Below are 16019 nucleotides of genomic sequence, written 5' to 3'. Positions count from 1 at the left end.
CAACTTCACCAGCCTATGCACAACTTCTCCACAGCGTGTATAGGCTGTCCTGCTTGATTCAACCCAGTTATACACAATATCCACAGCCCTTATTACTATTACTGTTTTTTATTTAATAAATAAGTATATGAAAATGTGACGCAAAATATTCCACTCCCTTATCCCCAACTTTGTGGATAAATCCTTTTCTTGCACACAAGGAGGATGTTTATGAAACTACGTGTAATTAAATCAGCACTGGTGGATGCTGTTTCCCACGTCTCAAAAGCAGTTTCGCAGAAAACAACAATCCCGATCTTAACAGGGATTAAGGCAATGGCCGATGAACAGGGGTTAATCTTGACAGCGAGCAACTCAGATATTACGATTCAAGTTCGTGTTCCTAAACGCAAAGATGATATAGACCAGGTATTTGTGGAAAGAATGGGTAATGTAGTTTTGCCGGGTAAAATCTTTGGCGATATTGTACGGAAGCTGCCCGGCGACGAAGTGGAATGGGTCGTCAATGAACGGTACCAAACCACGATTCGATCCGAACAGGCAGAATTCCAGCTGAATGGACTTGACCCCGATGAATACCCGCGTCTGCCGCGGTTATCCACAGAGCAAATGTTCAGTATCTCCGCTGACACCCTTAAATCTCTGATCCGCCAGACCGGTTTTGCCGTTGCAACCACTGAGGCCAGAGGTGTATTGACCGGTGTCCATCTGCAACTGGAAGCGGGAACACTTACTTGCGTTGCTACAGACAGCCACCGGTTGTCGCGACAGCAGGCGGCCGTGGAAGGCTCCGCAGAGCTTACACTGAACAATGTGATCATTCCGGGCAAAAGTTTATCAGAACTGGCTAAAACCCTGGCTGATGAAACCGGATATGTGGATATTATCGTCGCCGAAAACCAAATACTGGTAAAAAACGATGGTTTAGAGTTTTATTCCCGTCTTTTGGAAGGGACTTACCCCGATATCAACCGGGTCATCCCCAAAGAGGGACAAACAGAAATGGTCACCTCAACCCGTGAATTATTACAATCTGTTGACCGCGCCTCTCTGATCAGTCGGGATGGACGGGACAATGTGATAAAATGGACCATAAGAGACGAAAAAGTGGAAGTTAATTCAGCCTCCCAGGATATCGGCAGCGTGACAGAGGAAGTTATCGCTAAAGTAAACGGCCCGGAGATGAGTATCTCCTTTAACGCCCGTTATATGATGGAAGCGCTGAGATCGATTGAAAGTGAAGAAATTCGGATTCAATTTACGGGGACGATGACTCCTTTTGTTATTCAGCCATTGGACCGGGAGGATTCCCTCCATCTCATCGTCCCCATTCGCACGCGCTAGCCCGGGACAGGAGGAAAAGCAGGTGCAACAGTTTAAGATAAATGGCCCCTTCATTACCCTTGGTCAGCTGCTGAAAAGGATTGATCTGATTGACAGCGGGGGACAGGCCAAACACTTTTTGCAGGAAATTGAAGTGAAAGTAAACGATGAAGTGGAATGGAGACGGGGCCGTAAGATCTATCCGCAGGATATTGTGGATATCGCTGGGCACGCAGTGGTTCAAGTGGTCCAGGGTTAAAGGGAGGGCCAACATTTGCGTGTACAGTCCTTAGAGTTAAAACAATACCGGAATATTGCTGAATTAACCCTTGCCTGCCCGGAAGAACTCCATTTTTTTGTCGGACCCAATGCCCAGGGAAAAACCAATATCCTGGAATCCTTTTATGTACTGGCTCTCGGAAAATCACACCGCACACGCTCCCACAAAGAAATGATTCAGTTTGGCGGGCAGCAGGCTTTTCTGAAAGCGAAAGTACGAAAAGATCAGCAGATCTTGCGCCTTGAAGTGCAGTTATCAGAGAAAGGGAAGAAAGTGAGCCGAAACGGGATTGAGCAGCAGCGCCTAAGTCAGTATATCGGCTCGCTTCCCACTGTCTTATTTGCCCCTGAAGATTTGGCGATCGTGAAAGGCAGTCCCCAGATTCGCCGCCGATTCCTGGATATGGAAATCGGACAGGTAAGCCCAACCTATGTTCACCATTTAACACAGTTGAACAAATTGATCAGTCAACGCAACAGTTTACTTAAACAACTGTCCTCACGGAATATGACTCAATCAGAGCTGCTGGATGTCCTCGATGACCAGCTGATTCAATTATCGGTACAAATCTGGAAAAAAAGGTTTCTCTTTCTGGAATCTCTGGGCGGGTGGGCCAAAGACATTCACCGTGCCATTACGCAAGAAAAGGAAGAGCTGATGGTGGAATATATGCCTTCCGCCCCCATTTCCCCCGGGATGGAACCTGATGAACTTGCATCCTTGATGCAGCAGGAACTTTTGAAAGTGCGTAAAAAAGAGATATTGCGAGGAAGTACATTGATCGGTCCCCACCGGGATGATCTTCGTCTGATGGTGGCCGGCTTAGATCTGCATACATTCGGATCACAGGGACAACAGAGAACGGCTGCACTGTCTCTGAAACTGGCTGAGATTGAATTAATCTATCGAGAAATTGGCTATTATCCTATTTTATTGTTGGATGATGTACTTTCCGAACTGGATGATTCCAGGAAAACTCATTTGCTGGAAGCAATCCGCGGCCGGGTACAAACATTTGTCACAACGACAAGCTTAGAAGGAATTGATGCAGAAACGCTGAAGCGGGCCCGCATTTATCAGGTAAGGGAAGGGACTATCACGGAACAGAGGTGAGATGAAAAGGTGTTTATTCACCTGGGCGGAAGTCGGATGATTCGGATTCGTGAAGTGATTGCTATCCTGGATGCAGGTTTCTCTAAGAGACAATCTTTGAAGGTCCCGTTGATTGAAGCAGCCAGGAGAGAAGGAGGAATTGAACAAATTTCTCCGGAGGAAACCAAATCCTATGTGATCACCAGTGACAGGGTCTATGCTTCACCGATTTCCTCCATCACGTTAAAAAAGAGGGCTCAGATGAGCCAAAAGCCATTGAAATGATGAGGGAAACATATGTGATAAGGAAAGAGAGCAGGTGACAAAGTGGCCGTACAAAAAACAAACTATGATGAATCGCAAATTCAGGTACTGGAAGGTTTGGAGGCCGTTCGCAAAAGACCGGGAATGTATATTGGCTCCACTTCGGGTCGCGGCCTTCACCACTTGGTGTGGGAAGTAGTCGACAACAGTATTGACGAAGCATTAGCCGGGCGTTGTGATACCATTCAAGTCATTATCAATGCTGACAATAGTGTAACTGTAATTGACAACGGAAGCGGCATTCCGGTCGGAATTCATCCCAAGATGGGCCGTCCGGCTGTTGAAGTTGTCATGACAGTGCTCCACGCCGGCGGGAAATTTGGCGGAGACGGATACAAATTTTCCGGCGGTTTGCACGGAGTCGGGGTATCTGTTGTAAATGCCCTTTCAGAATGGGTGGAAGTAGAAGTTAAACGGGAAGGAAAAATCCATCGCCAGCGATATGTAAGAGGGGTCCCGGAAGCTGACCTGCAAGTGATCGGTTATACAGAGGAAACCGGGACAAAAACCACCTTTAAACCAGATCCGGAAATTTTTACAGAAACCACTGTCTACGATTACGATATCCTGCAAAACCGTTTACGGGAACTGGCTTTCCTGAACCGGGGTGTCAAGATCGTTTTAGAGGATCATCGCGGGGAAGGAAAGTCCAACACGTTTTTGTTCGACGGGGGAATCCGTTCATTTGTCGAACATTTGAATCGCAACCGGGAAGTTCTCCATTCTCCCCCGATCTTTATTGAAGGGGAAAAAGAGTCCATTTATGTAGAAGTGGCCATGCAATACAATGATTCATTTTCCTCCAACATCTACTCTTATGCCAACAATATCCACACCCATGAAGGAGGAACACACGAATCAGGCTTTAAATCAGCATTAACACGTGTGATCAACGATTATGCACGCCGTAACAATCTGCTTAAAGACAATGACAGCAATCTGACTGGAGATGATGTCCGCGAAGGTTTGACGGCCATTATCAGTGTCAAAATTCCCGACCCTCAGTTTGAAGGGCAAACCAAGACCAAGCTTGGGAACAGTGAAGCCAGGACGGCGACAGAGCAACTATTTTCCGAGCACTTGCAAATCTTTTTGGAGGAAAACCCGGCTGTGGCGAAAAAAGTGATCGGAAAAGCCGTCATGGCCGCCAGGGCAAGAGAAGCAGCCCGCAAAGCGCGTGAATTAACACGGAGGAAAAATGCGCTGGAGGTCAGCTCCCTGCCTGGGAAATTGGCTGATTGTACTTCCAAGATCGCGGCTGACAGCGAGTTGTATATTGTTGAGGGGGATTCCGCCGGCGGTACGGCCAAACAAGGGCGGGACCGTATGTTTCAAGCGATTCTTCCCTTAAAGGGTAAAATTATCAATGTGGAGAAAGCCAGACTGGATAAGGCGCTGTCCAATGATGAGATCCGTACCATCATCACTGCGCTGGGAACCGGGATTGCCGATGATTTTAATATCGACAAGGCCCGCTATCACAAAATCATCATCATGACAGATGCCGATGTAGACGGGGCGCATATTCGCACACTTTTGCTCACCTTCTTTTACCGGTATATGCGTCCACTCATTGAAGAGGGTTATGTCTACATCGCCCAGCCGCCCCTGTATAAGATTGTGCAGGGAAAAACAGTCCGCTATGCCTACAATGACCGCATGAAAGAAGAAATTGTCAAAGAGATGGAAGGGAAAGGAAAAGTTGAAGTGCAGCGTTACAAAGGTTTGGGTGAAATGAATGCGGCTCAGCTGTGGGAAACGACAATGGACCCGGAAAGCCGTACGCTGCTTCAAGTTTCTCTTCAGGATGCGATGGACGCAGACCAGGTGTTTGAGATGTTAATGGGAGACAGGGTAGAACCACGACGTGACTTTATTCAAGAATTCGCGAATCAGGCTAACTTGGACGTATAACCGGACAGTGTTGTCGGTAGAGCGGGGAGTGAATAAGTTGTGGCAGAAATAGAACGGATTCAAGAAATTAATATCAGTGAAGAGATGAAAACCTCCTTTTTGGACTATGCGATGAGCGTCATCGTCAGCCGTGCGCTGCCCGATGTGCGGGACGGACTGAAACCGGTTCACCGGCGGATTCTGTATGCGATGTATGAATTGGGGATGACCCCGGATAAAGCATATAAAAAATCGGCTCGCGTAGTCGGAGATGTGATTGCAAAGTACCACCCGCACGGGGATACTGCTGTCTATGATGCAATGGTGCGGATGGCGCAAGATTTTTCTTATCGCTACATGCTGGTTGACGGGCACGGCAACTTCGGTTCGGTAGATGGTGATTCAGCGGCAGCCATGCGTTATACCGAGGCGAGAATGGCCTCAATCACGCTGGAATTATTGCGTGATATCCAAAAAGATGTGATTGATTTTGGCCCGAACTATGACGGATCGCTGGAAGAGCCGCTGGTGCTTCCTTCACGCTTTCCCAACCTGCTCGTCAATGGAGCAGCGGGAATTGCTGTGGGGATGGCGACCAATATCCCACCTCATAACCTCAGGGAAATCATTGACGGGATTCTTATGCTGATTGATAACCCTGATATCCAGGTGGAAGAATTAATGAAAGTGATTAAAGGCCCCGACTTTCCAACCGGCGGGATTATACTGGGTCACGACGGGATCCGGAAAGCGTACCGGACCGGGCGGGGCAGCATCCGGATTCGCGCCAAAACCCGCATTGAAGAGGCGAGAAACGGCAAAATGCGGATTGTGGTTGAAGAACTTCCGTTCCAGGTCAACAAAGCCAAACTGGTTGAAAAGATCGCCGATTTGGTTCGGGATAAGAGGCTTGAAGGGATTACCGATTTACGAGACGAATCAGATCGAAACGGAATGCGTGTCGTGATTGAACTGCGCCGCGATGTGAATCCGAAAGTGGTCTTGAACAACCTTTATAAACATACGGCTTTGCAAACCAGCTTTGGCGTCAATATGCTGGCTCTGGTTGACGGACAGCCCCGGGTGCTCAATCTGAAACAGGCTCTCTATCATTATCTGGAGCACCAGGTTGAGGTGATTCGCAGACGGACCCGGTTTGATCTCAACAAAGCGGAAGAACGGGCTCATATTCTGGAAGGATTGCGGATTGCGCTTGATCATATTGATGAAGTGATCGCTTTAATCCGGAGTTCCCGAACCACCGCCGAGGCACGCACCGGATTGATGGAGAAATTCGGGCTCAGTGAGAAGCAAGCACAAGCCATCCTGGATATGCGGCTCCAACGTTTAACCGGTTTGGAACGGGAGAAGATTGAATCCGAGTATCAGGAACTGCTAAAAACGATTGCCGAACTGAAGGCAATTCTGGCCGATGAAGGAAAAATCCGCGGTGTGGTTCGCGATGAAATCACGGAGATTAAAAATAAATTCGGCGATGACCGGCGAACCTTAATTAAGGTGGATGAAGACAACATCCTGGAAGAAGATCTCATCCCCGAGGATGAAGTGTCCATTCTCCTCACCCATCGCGGTTACATCAAACGGATGCCCCTTTCCACCTACCGGGCGCAAAAGCGTGGAGGCAAAGGAATAACCGGCATGGGAACCCGGGAAGACGACTTTGTGCAGATGATGTTTGTCACCCATTCCCACAATCACTTATTATTTTTCTCCAACAAAGGCCGGGTATACAGGCTGAAAGCGTATGAGGTGCCGGAATTGGGACGGGCGGCCCGCGGAACGGCGATCATCAATCTCATTCAAATTGATCAGGATGAGTACATTCATGCGGTTATTCCGGTTAAGGAATTTACTGCCGATACCTATCTTTTCTTCGCTACCGCTCATGGAGTGGTGAAAAAGACTTCCCTGTCCGAATTTGAAAATATCCGCCGCAACGGGTTATTTGCCATCAATCTGCGCGATGAAGATGAACTGGTTGGCGTTCATTTAACTGATGGGGACCAGGAAGTGATTATGGGAACCCGTAAGGGAATGTCCATCCGCTTCCACGAATCGGAAGTACGGGAAATGGGCCGTTCGGCGACAGGAGTTAAAGGCATCACTCTGGCCGAGGACGATCAAGTGATCGACATGGATATTGTCATCCCGGATAAACATGTACTGATCGTCACCAGAAACGGTTACGGCAAACGGACCCCCATTGAAGAATACCGTGTTCAATCCCGAGGCGGAAAAGGAATTAAAACTCTCAGCATCACCAAGAAAAAAGGTCCTGTTGTCGGCCATAAAGTTGTATCTGAAACAGAAGATTTGATGATTGTCACCCAGTCGGGAATGGTTATCCGCTTAAATGTTGCGGATATTTCCGTTCTGGGACGCTATGCGCAAGGTGTGAAATTAATTCAGGTAGACGGTGATGAAGTAGCTACGGTCGCACGTGTACAAATCCCTGACGAAGAGGAGAAACCGGAAGAAACCTCTTCAGATCAGTGAACATGAATAATCAGCTTCTCTTCCCGTAACTGATTGAGAACCAGATGGGGAAACTTCCGCGGTACAAGCTTCAGCAGCTGTTGAACCAGTACTGCATCTTCTGACACAGGGCTGTGAATAAGCTCCCCCCATAAAGGCGGCTCATAGCGGCATAACATGCTCAATGAAAAGAGAAGCATATAATGAAGCAGGATTTCGCTTAACGGTTCAGCAGGGCGGTTATTATCTATCCACAGATAATAACCGCCTTTGTTATTATCATAAAACCAGGGATGGTCGAACCCTTTCTCCCATTTCCAAACATGGGGAACCCGGGGATGCTTCCAGATCAGGCGCAACCTCCCCTGCCACATTTCAGGCATGTCCAGCATAAACAGCGGATGCGGCAACGGCCGGTTTAATCTCTCCAGAAAGGAAGCCGGAGTAAGATGTAACAAGTCAAGGATGCTTTCATCCAGGGAAAAGGGCATTCCTCCTGGTTTTTCCCGTTCCTCCTCCCCTGTGGGAAACTCAACCGGGATCAATGTGGGCGCATGAAAAATTCGCCGGCAGCTGCTCTGCAGTTCCGGAATACAGCCAAGCAGATCTTGAGCTGTATAGGACTCCCCGGCTGGAACCGGATTTTGCAACAGCTTGGCAGCTAAGGGGAAAAGGCCCTCCTTCTGCACACGAATTTCATCTTTAAGAAAACAAAACTGTTCCTTTTTTCGTTTGCGTGTAGACAAACCATGACGCAAGACGGAAGAACTGTGTGGATAATTTGTGTCTAATGTGAGGACAAGGGCTTTAAGCAAACTCATCATTCCGTAATATAAAAGGAGAGGCTGTACCCATAAGCTGTTTTGCCTGAGAGACAAAAAAATCGCTTTTGCTTGTTTTAGATAAGTAATAAATGCCTGTACATTTTTAAAAGCAGCCCGGTCCGGATGTTCCACTCCCAATCGGTCATACTTCTGTTTTAAAAACTTTCGTGCCCAACGTTCGTTCTCATAAAACAGATATTCTTCCCAAATATATTGCTCCGGTGATTCACATTGAACAAAACGAACTGAATGTGAAGCCAAACTTTTCACCCCGAACCGAATTCTATCCTTCATTATTGTTTGAAGAATGATTGCATGTTATAACAAAAGTGAATGAGGAGAAGGAGGATCTTTGCAAAAAAGATGTGGAGACGTTTTATGGTAATGATCCTCTTACTGGTATTTGTAGGGGGATTTTTTTCGCCGGGTACGCAGGGGATGGCGGTTGATCCGATCCGAAAAAAATATGATCTGGTGTTGATCCACGGTTTTAATAACCGACATCAATGGGGAGACCGCTTTTTACAAGAGTTGGTCAGAAACTGGGGCTCAGGGAGAGTTTATGTTATCTATGCCAATCATTCCAATCGGGTCTGGACACGTGATCTGGGCGGTAAAACGATTACATTTATCGGTGAAAATGACCATTGGGCCGGAAATGACCCGATTGATGAACAGGCACAAATTGTAGCAAAGAAGATTGATCTCTTACAGGAAAAGCACGGGCTTAGTCCGGTTATCAATATCATTGCGCACAGTATGGGTGGTGTTGTTGCGCGGGAAGTGGTATATCTCCGCCCTCATACAGTGGCCGGACTGGTGACTCTGGGCACACCGCATCAGGGTACTCCTCTGGCAGAGGAATATGAATGGTTGGGGATGTTTGTCAATGGAAAAGAAGCGATTCAAAATTTAAAGCCGGCAGCCATGAAAACTTTTAATCATACATATCCCGTCGCAGAAAGTCCTTTTTACCGAAACGGACATTGCTATACGATTGCGGGGGATGCAGATCACTGGGGAGACCGGGGCTGGCATGGGGAACTGGCCGTCGGCTGGACTCTGCTCTCCTTAAAATACGGTGTGGATAATGACGGAGTGGTGATGGAGGGACAGGCAACCGTACCAGGTGCGATCCATCTTGCCACTTTTTATCAGTATAATCATCTGGAACTGATCCAAGAGTCCGAAGTGGCCCGTACCGCCGCAGATGCCTTGTTGTAGCAGGAACGATAAACTCTGAAATCTTGGGGAAAACTAGCGGACAACGATCAGGAATCCAAAGTTATCCACATTTTTGGGCGAGTTATACACAGAAATTGTGGATAACTCATTCAAACCGTGGATAAAGTACCGTGCCCAGTGCCTGTTCGTGTTGACAGGACAGAAAACCCTTGCTAAACTTGCTAAAAAATAACGGGACCTAAAGGGGACGAGCAGAATCATGTGGGAAGATAAATTTGTAAAAGAGGGCCTTACCTTTGATGATGTACTTCTTATGCCTGGAAGATCCGAAATCTTACCCAGAGACGTACAGGTAGGGACAAAGCTTGCTGAAACCGTAAATTTAAATATACCTTTGATCAGTGCCGGAATGGATACTGTTACAGAGTCAGCTCTCGCCATTGCGATTGCGCGTCAGGGAGGGCTTGGTGTCATTCATAAGAACATGAAGGTGGAAGAGCAGGCTGAAGAAGTAGACCGCGTTAAAAGGTCAGAAAGCGGTGTGATCACCAACCCCTTTTATCTGAACCCGGAGAACAAAGTGCACGATGCAGAGGAATTGATGGCAAAATATCGTATTTCCGGAGTGCCGATTGTTGATGAAAGGCAGAAACTTGTCGGTATTATTACCAACCGGGATCTGCGCTTTATTCATGATTACTCCACCCCGATCTCAGAAGTGATGACAAAGGAAAATCTGGTTACCGCACCGGTGGGAACCACTTTAAAAGAAGCAGAAGGGATTTTACAGCGCCATAAGATTGAAAAACTGCCGTTAGTAGATCAAAATGGTGTATTAAAAGGCCTTATCACGATTAAAGATATAGAGAAAGCAACCCTGTTTCCCGATGCGGCCAAAGACCGGCAAGGGAGACTGCTTGCCGGGGCAGCCGTGGGAGTTTCCAAAGATACCCGGCGCCGCGTGGCTGCGCTGGTGGAGGCAGAAGTGGATGTTGTTGTCATCGATACGGCACACGGACAACACATCGGAGTGGTCAACACAGTTGCCGAGCTGCGTAAAGAGTATCCCGATCTGGTCATCGTAGCCGGAAACGTGGCAACAGCGGAGGGAACCCGTGATCTGATTGAAGCCGGGGCAAGTGTGGTTAAGGTTGGAATCGGGCCCGGATCGATCTGTACGACCCGGATCGTCGCCGGAATCGGTGTACCCCAGATTACAGCCATCTACGATTGTGCAACGGTTGCACGTGAATACGGTGTTCCCACCATCGCCGATGGTGGAATCCGTTATTCCGGTGATATTGTAAAAGCTCTGGCAGCGGGAGCTGATGCAGTGATGCTTGGCAGTTTGTTTGCGGGAACCGAGGAAGCACCCGGTGAATCTGAAATCTTCCAGGGACGGCGCTTTAAAGTTTATCGCGGGATGGGATCCATCGGTGCGATGCAGGCAGGAAGCAAAGACCGCTATTTCCAGGAAAACCAGCAAAAACTGGTACCGGAAGGGATTGAAGGACGCGTTCCCTACAAAGGGCCTCTGGCTGATACAGTTTATCAGATGATTGGCGGTTTGCGGTCCGGAATGGGTTATTGCGGTGCGAAGAATTTACAGGAATTGAAAGATAAGACCCGGTTTATCCGTATTACCGGTGCATCTTTGCGCGAAAGTCACCCCCATGATATCCAAATCACAAAAGAGGCACCAAACTATCATATTTAGAATGAAATTATGTTGAAAAAGCAGGTTTTATCCTGCTTTTTCGTTTATGTTTCTGTTAAAATCTTGTAAAATGATATGCAGGTCAAAATGATTTGGAATCGGAATGATCATTTTAATGCTGTGAACAGTCAGAAGGTAAAGGGAATGGGGAGTTGCCTCAAGTGTTAAGAAAATCGCGGTTCTTATGTCGCACTGTGTTGCTGTTATGTGTAGTTCTCTTTATTCAACCGGCTCAAACGTTTGCCGCACAAGGTCTTCCGGAGATTAAAGCAAAATCGTTTATTCTCATGGACTTTACATCAGGCGCGATCCTGGAAGAAGAAATGGCGGATGAGCCAAGACCGCCGGCCAGTATGACCAAAATGATGACCCAGTTTATCGTTCTCGATAAAATCAAGGCCGGGGAGCTAAACTGGGATGATGAAGTAACAGTGAGCAAGCGGGCCGCGGGAGTGGATGAAGCCCAGATTCATTTAAAAGCCGGGGAAAAAGAGACGATCAGGGAATTGTTGATCGGAGTAGCTGTCCAGTCAGCCAATGATGCAGCCGTTGCTTTAGCCGAACATGTTGCCGGAAGCGAAGAGGCTTTTGTTAAGCTAATGAACCAGAAAGCGAAAGAGCTGGGAATGAAAAATACCCGTTACAGCAATGCAACCGGATTAGATCGAAGATTATACAGGGACCCCCCTGAAACAGAGGGGGAGATTATGATGTCAGCCCATGATGCAGCCATATTGGCCAGCCAGTTGTTGAAAACGCATCCCGAGGCGCTGGAAATTATGTCCAAATCCACCTATACTTTTCGCGAAGGGACTCCCCGTGAGCAGAAGGTAACCAACTGGAACCATATGCTTCCGGGACTGAAGCAATATTATCCGGGAGTTGACGGGGTAAAAACAGGGCACACCGATAAAGCTGGATACTGTTTCACCGGGACTGCAAAACGGGAGGATTTCCGTCTGATTACAGTTGTGATGGGAACAGGATCCCAGACGAGGAGATTTTCAGAGACCAAAAAGCTGTTGGACTACGGCTTTAACCATTTTCAGCTGGAAACCCTGGTCGCTGAGAAAAAGGCAATCCCCGGTTACGCCTCGTTGCCCCTGCCCAACGGAGTGGAAAGAACGGTTCCAATCGTGGCGAAAGAAGAATTAAAATTACCCATACATACAGGGGAACGGAATAAATACCAATGGCAGGTTACATTTAAGCCGAATTTGAAAGCTCCGCTTGCTGCGGGAACCGTGATCGGGCAGGCAAAGGTGTTGTATGAGGGAAAGGAAATCAAAGGAGTTGCGCCGATTGATGTGGTCACCCGTGTCGGCGTTGAGGAAGCCAGCTGGTTCCGCCTCTTTTTCCGCGATATTGGTGACACGGTCAGCAGTTGGTTTTAGTCGTTCATTATTTTCCATTGTTTGTTGAATGATAACAGTATCACTGTTACAGAAAATCAATGGATGGATCAGCTTTCACAAAGCCTTGGCGTTAGATTGTCCTGCTTAGTTGTCAAGTAACGGGCATTCCGTTACAATTGTTCATAGATTTAGCAGTTCGAGGAATGGTTTCGACTTGTTCGTAAAGAGTAGGAGGCATAGACTGATGAGTGAATTGCGTCAAACAGGGACAGACCGTGTAAAACGCGGAATGGCAGAAATGCAAAAAGGCGGCGTCATTATGGACGTTGTCAATGCAGAGCAAGCAAAAATTGCTGAGCAAGCAGGTGCAGTTGCCGTTATGGCACTGGAACGCGTCCCTTCAGAAATTCGTGCTGCAGGCGGAGTCGCCCGTATGGCTGACCCCCGCATCGTTGAAGAAGTGATGAAAGCTGTTTCAATTCCCGTCATGGCGAAAGCCCGGATTGGGCACTTTGTGGAAGCACGCCTTTTAGAATCCATGGGTGTGGATTATATCGATGAGAGCGAAGTTCTTACACCCGCCGATGAGCTGTTCCACATTGATAAATCCCAGTTCACCGTACCTTTTGTCTGCGGTGCCCGTAACCTTGGAGAAGCTCTGCGCCGGATCGGAGAAGGAGCTTCCATGATCCGTACCAAAGGGGAGCCCGGTACCGGAAACATTGTGGAAGCGGTACGGCATATGCGCATGATGCAAAGCCAGATCCGCAAAGTGCAAAGCATGTCCCGCGACGAATTGATGACCGAAGCCAAAGAACTGGGAGCTCCCTATGAGCTCTTGCTGCAGGTGCATGAAACGGGCAAACTTCCGGTTGTAAACTTTGCCGCCGGAGGTGTCGCGACACCCGCCGACGCAGCACTCATGATGCATTTGGGCTCAGACGGCGTATTTGTCGGTTCAGGTATCTTTAAATCTGAAAACCCCGAGAAGTACGCGCGTGCCATTGTGAAAGCAACCACACACTATGAAGATTTTGCACTCATTGCAGAAGTATCCAAAGACTTGGGAACCCCCATGACCGGTTTGGAAATTTCCAAAATCAGCGCAGAAGACCGTATGCAAGAGCGGGGTTGGTAGGAGGATTCAGGTATGAAGGTCGGGGTGCTCGCCCTGCAAGGGGCTGTCCGTGAGCATATTCACATTTTAGAACGATCAGGAGCCGCCGCGACGGCTGTGAAACGGGCCGATCAACTCCGGGACCTGGACGGCCTGGTCATCCCGGGAGGAGAGTCTACCACGATTGGCAAGCTCCTCCGGGAATATGATTTGGCCGAACCCATTATGCAAATGCATCGGGACGGAAAGCCCATCTTTGGGACATGTGCCGGTTTAATCCTGATTGCCAGGCGTGTGGAAGGTCTGGATACCCCTCATCTCGACCTGATGGATATAACCGTCAAACGAAACGCATTTGGCCGACAAAGGGAGAGTTTTGAAGCCAGTTTAAACATCGCGGGGATCGCTGACAACTTCCAGGCAGTCTTTATTCGTGCGCCTTATATCGAAGAAGTTGGGCCCGGTGTTGAGGTATTGGCAGAGTTGGACGGAAAGATTGTTGCAGCACGTCAGGGAACCCTGCTGGCAGCTGCTTTTCATCCGGAGTTGACAGATGACCTGCGCTTCCACTCGTATTTTACAAAAATGGTGCAGGAATCTCTGGTTACGAAAGTGAATAATTAGGATATACTAAAAGAAAAAGGGATATCAAAATCGCGAAGAAGAGAAAAGTAACCGCATCTGGTTGGTTCAGAGAGGCGATGGCTGGTGAAAATCGTCCCAAACAAGCGGTGAATCCACCTCGGAGCGATACGTGAACACGGGGAATCCCCCGCTTAAGCGTGATCGGCAGCGTACCGTTATTTCGCCAAGAGGTGGACTGGTAGCTTTAAGCTTTCCGGTCAATAAGGGTGGCAACGCGGACCTTCCGTCCCTTCACAGGGCGGGGGGTTTTATTTTTTGAACAAGGGAGGTTTAACCTGTGCTGGATCTTAAACTTTTACGCAACCAGCTTGATGAAGTAAGAGAAAAGTTAAAATACCGCAATGAGGATATCAGCGGTTTGGACTCGTTCGCCGAATACGACCGGCGTAGAAGAGAACTGATTCAACAAACGGAACAATTAAAAAATCAACGCAATATTGTTTCCCGGGAAATAGCGGCAAAAAAGAAAGCCAAAGAAGATGCTGAAGCGCAAATATTAGAGATGCGTCGTGTCGGGGATGAAATCAAGCGTTTAGATGAGGAATTGCGGGAACTGGATGAAAAAATCGACCAGTTGTTGCTCGCTTTGCCCAACATTCCTCATGAAAGCGTTCCCGCAGGGTTAACAGAGGAAGATAATGTCCCTGTCCGGCATTGGGGAGAAGTTCCGCAACCTTCGTTTGAACTGAAGCCGCACTGGGAGTTGGCCGCAGAATTGGATTTGTTGGACTTTGAGCGGGCCAGCAAAGTAACAGGCTCCCGTTTTGTTTTTTATAAAGGATTGGGGGCGCGTCTCGAACGGGCTTTGATGAATTTTATGCTGGATTTGCATACCGGGCAGCACGGCTATACGGAGATGATTCCCCCTTATGTCGTCAATCGCCAGAGCTTGACAGGTACGGGACAATTCCCTAAATTTACCGAAGATGTATTTCCTGTGGCTGAAACCGATTATTTTCTCATTCCAACCGCTGAAGTGCCGGTAACCAACTACCACAGTGGCGAAATCCTGGCAAACGAAGAACTCCCCAAATATTATGCTGCTTTTAGCGCCAACTTCCGCTCGGAGGCCGGTTCGGCAGGACGAGACACCCGCGGCCTGATCCGCTTGCATCAGTTTAATAAAGTGGAACTGGTCAAACTGGTCCGCCCGGAAGACTCGTACGATGAACTGGAACAATTAGTGGCAAACGCCGAAAAGGTCTTGCAGCTGCTGGAGCTGCCCTATCGTGTCGTATTGATGTGTACAGGGGACCTAGGTTTTACAGCAGCCAAAAAATACGATCTCGAAGTGTGGATGCCCAGCAACCATACGTACCGTGAAATCTCCTCCTGCAGCAACTTTGAAGATTTCCAGGCCAGACGGGCCCAGATTCGCTTCCGCCGTGATCCCAAGGCCAAACCTGAATTTGTCCATACCTTAAACGGTTCCGGTCTGGCAATCGGCCGTACCGTTGCTGCTATCATCGAAAACCACCAGCAAGAGGATGGCAGCATCCGCATCCCGGAAGCCTTGCAGCCCTATATGGGCGGACTGACCCGGATTAGCAAAAACTAATCTCCCGGCTGATACTTGACAGCAGACAAAAAATAAGTATAATTGTATTCTGTAACTCAATATCAGCTGTGGAGAGGTGGTCGAGTGGTTTAAGGCAGCGGTCTTGAAAACCGCCGATGTCGTGAGGCATCCGTGGGTTCGAATCCCACCCTCTCCGCCACAAGAGTACAAGCGCACTTACCGTTACAAAGCGGTAAAGTGCGTTTTTTG

At 48.2% G+C, this 16019-nt stretch carries 13 protein-coding genes, 1 tRNA gene and 1 other annotated feature; of the genes, 13 read left to right on the top strand and 1 reads right to left on the bottom strand.

The features are described from left to right. Positions 1-210 precede the first annotated feature (210 nt). The 6 genes from dnaN to gyrA all read left to right on the top strand — a co-directional run bounded on the left by dnaN (position 211) and on the right by gyrA (position 7429). The gene (gene dnaN, locus I8U27_RS06845; RefSeq protein ID WP_181751355.1) at positions 211-1344 is read left to right on the top strand and encodes a DNA polymerase III subunit beta; all 1134 of its coding nucleotides are present in this window, start codon (positions 211-213) and stop codon (positions 1342-1344) included. Between the two features lie 22 nt (positions 1345-1366). Continuing rightward, a complete protein-coding gene (gene yaaA, locus I8U27_RS06840; protein WP_181751356.1) occupies positions 1367-1582 on the top strand; it encodes a S4 domain-containing protein YaaA in 216 nt (71 codons plus the stop codon). 15 nt (positions 1583-1597) lie between these two features. Next, on the top strand, positions 1598-2716 hold the full coding sequence (recF, locus tag I8U27_RS06835; protein ID WP_181751357.1) for a DNA replication/repair protein RecF: 1119 nt from the start codon (positions 1598-1600) through the stop codon (positions 2714-2716). Between the two features lie 9 nt (positions 2717-2725). Then, positions 2726-2980, top strand: coding sequence for an extracellular matrix regulator RemB (gene remB, locus I8U27_RS06830; RefSeq protein ID WP_181751358.1), 255 nt, complete (start codon positions 2726-2728; stop codon positions 2978-2980). Positions 2981-3022: 42 nt separating this feature from the next. Then, positions 3023-4933, top strand: coding sequence for a DNA topoisomerase (ATP-hydrolyzing) subunit B (gyrB, locus tag I8U27_RS06825; protein ID WP_181751359.1), 1911 nt, complete (start codon positions 3023-3025; stop codon positions 4931-4933). 84 nt (positions 4934-5017) lie between these two features. Further along, the gene (gene gyrA / locus I8U27_RS06820) at positions 5018-7429 is read left to right on the top strand and encodes a DNA gyrase subunit A (protein WP_220185911.1); all 2412 of its coding nucleotides are present in this window, start codon (positions 5018-5020) and stop codon (positions 7427-7429) included. Here gyrA and I8U27_RS06815 read toward each other — a convergent pair. After that, on the bottom strand, positions 7423-8493 hold the full coding sequence (locus I8U27_RS06815; protein ID WP_181751361.1) for a YaaC family protein: 1071 nt from the start codon (positions 8491-8493) through the stop codon (positions 7423-7425). The two genes, gyrA and I8U27_RS06815, sit on opposite strands and share 7 nt — an antisense overlap. Positions 8494-8610: 117 nt before the next feature. On the opposite strand from I8U27_RS06815, the gene I8U27_RS06810 reads away from it, so the two are divergent. The 7 genes from I8U27_RS06810 to I8U27_RS06780 all read left to right on the top strand — a co-directional run bounded on the left by I8U27_RS06810 (position 8611) and on the right by I8U27_RS06780 (position 15969). Beyond that, positions 8611-9456, top strand: coding sequence for an esterase/lipase family protein (locus tag I8U27_RS06810; protein WP_181751362.1), 846 nt, complete (start codon positions 8611-8613; stop codon positions 9454-9456). 220 nt (positions 9457-9676) lie between these two features. Beyond that, a complete protein-coding gene (guaB, locus tag I8U27_RS06805; protein ID WP_181751363.1) occupies positions 9677-11134 on the top strand; it encodes an IMP dehydrogenase in 1458 nt (485 codons plus the stop codon). A gap of 161 nt (positions 11135-11295) precedes the next feature. Further along, positions 11296-12528, top strand: coding sequence for a D-alanyl-D-alanine carboxypeptidase family protein (locus I8U27_RS06800; protein WP_181751364.1), 1233 nt, complete (start codon positions 11296-11298; stop codon positions 12526-12528). A 214-nt stretch (positions 12529-12742) separates the two neighbouring features. Continuing rightward, on the top strand, positions 12743-13627 hold the full coding sequence (gene pdxS, locus I8U27_RS06795; protein ID WP_220185912.1) for a pyridoxal 5'-phosphate synthase lyase subunit PdxS: 885 nt from the start codon (positions 12743-12745) through the stop codon (positions 13625-13627). 12 nt (positions 13628-13639) lie between these two features. Then, positions 13640-14230: a pyridoxal 5'-phosphate synthase glutaminase subunit PdxT gene (pdxT, locus tag I8U27_RS06790; RefSeq protein WP_181751366.1), complete on the top strand. Its 591-nt coding sequence runs from the start codon at positions 13640-13642 to the stop codon at positions 14228-14230. 26 nt (positions 14231-14256) lie between these two features. Beyond that, positions 14257-14485: a binding site (T-box leader), on the top strand. 43 nt (positions 14486-14528) lie between these two features. Beyond that, entirely contained in the window at positions 14529-15809 is a 1281-nt protein-coding gene (gene serS, locus I8U27_RS06785) for a serine--tRNA ligase (RefSeq protein WP_181751367.1), read from the top strand. 70 nt (positions 15810-15879) lie between these two features. Then, a tRNA-Ser gene (locus tag I8U27_RS06780) sits at positions 15880-15969 on the top strand. Positions 15970-16019 lie beyond the last annotated feature (50 nt).

The organism is Paenactinomyces guangxiensis (assembly GCF_016055185.1).
In the GTDB taxonomy this organism is placed as follows: domain Bacteria; phylum Bacillota; class Bacilli; order Thermoactinomycetales; family Thermoactinomycetaceae; genus Paenactinomyces; species Paenactinomyces guangxiensis.
This window is presented reverse-complemented; position numbering and strand designations above follow the sequence as displayed.

What these genes read in the sequence shown, in the direction of transcription:
- dnaN (WP_181751355.1), top strand. Translation starts at nt 211, where the DNA reads ATGAAACTACGTGTAATTAAATCAGCACTGGTGGATGCTGTTTCCCAC.
- gyrA (WP_220185911.1), top strand. Translation starts at nt 5,018, where the DNA reads ATGAAAACCTCCTTTTTGGACTATGCGATGAGCGTCATCGTCAGCCGT.
- I8U27_RS06810 (WP_181751362.1), top strand. Translation starts at nt 8,611, where the DNA reads ATGGTAATGATCCTCTTACTGGTATTTGTAGGGGGATTTTTTTCGCCG.
- guaB (WP_181751363.1), top strand. Translation starts at nt 9,677, where the DNA reads ATGTGGGAAGATAAATTTGTAAAAGAGGGCCTTACCTTTGATGATGTA.
- pdxT (WP_181751366.1), top strand. Translation starts at nt 13,640, where the DNA reads ATGAAGGTCGGGGTGCTCGCCCTGCAAGGGGCTGTCCGTGAGCATATT.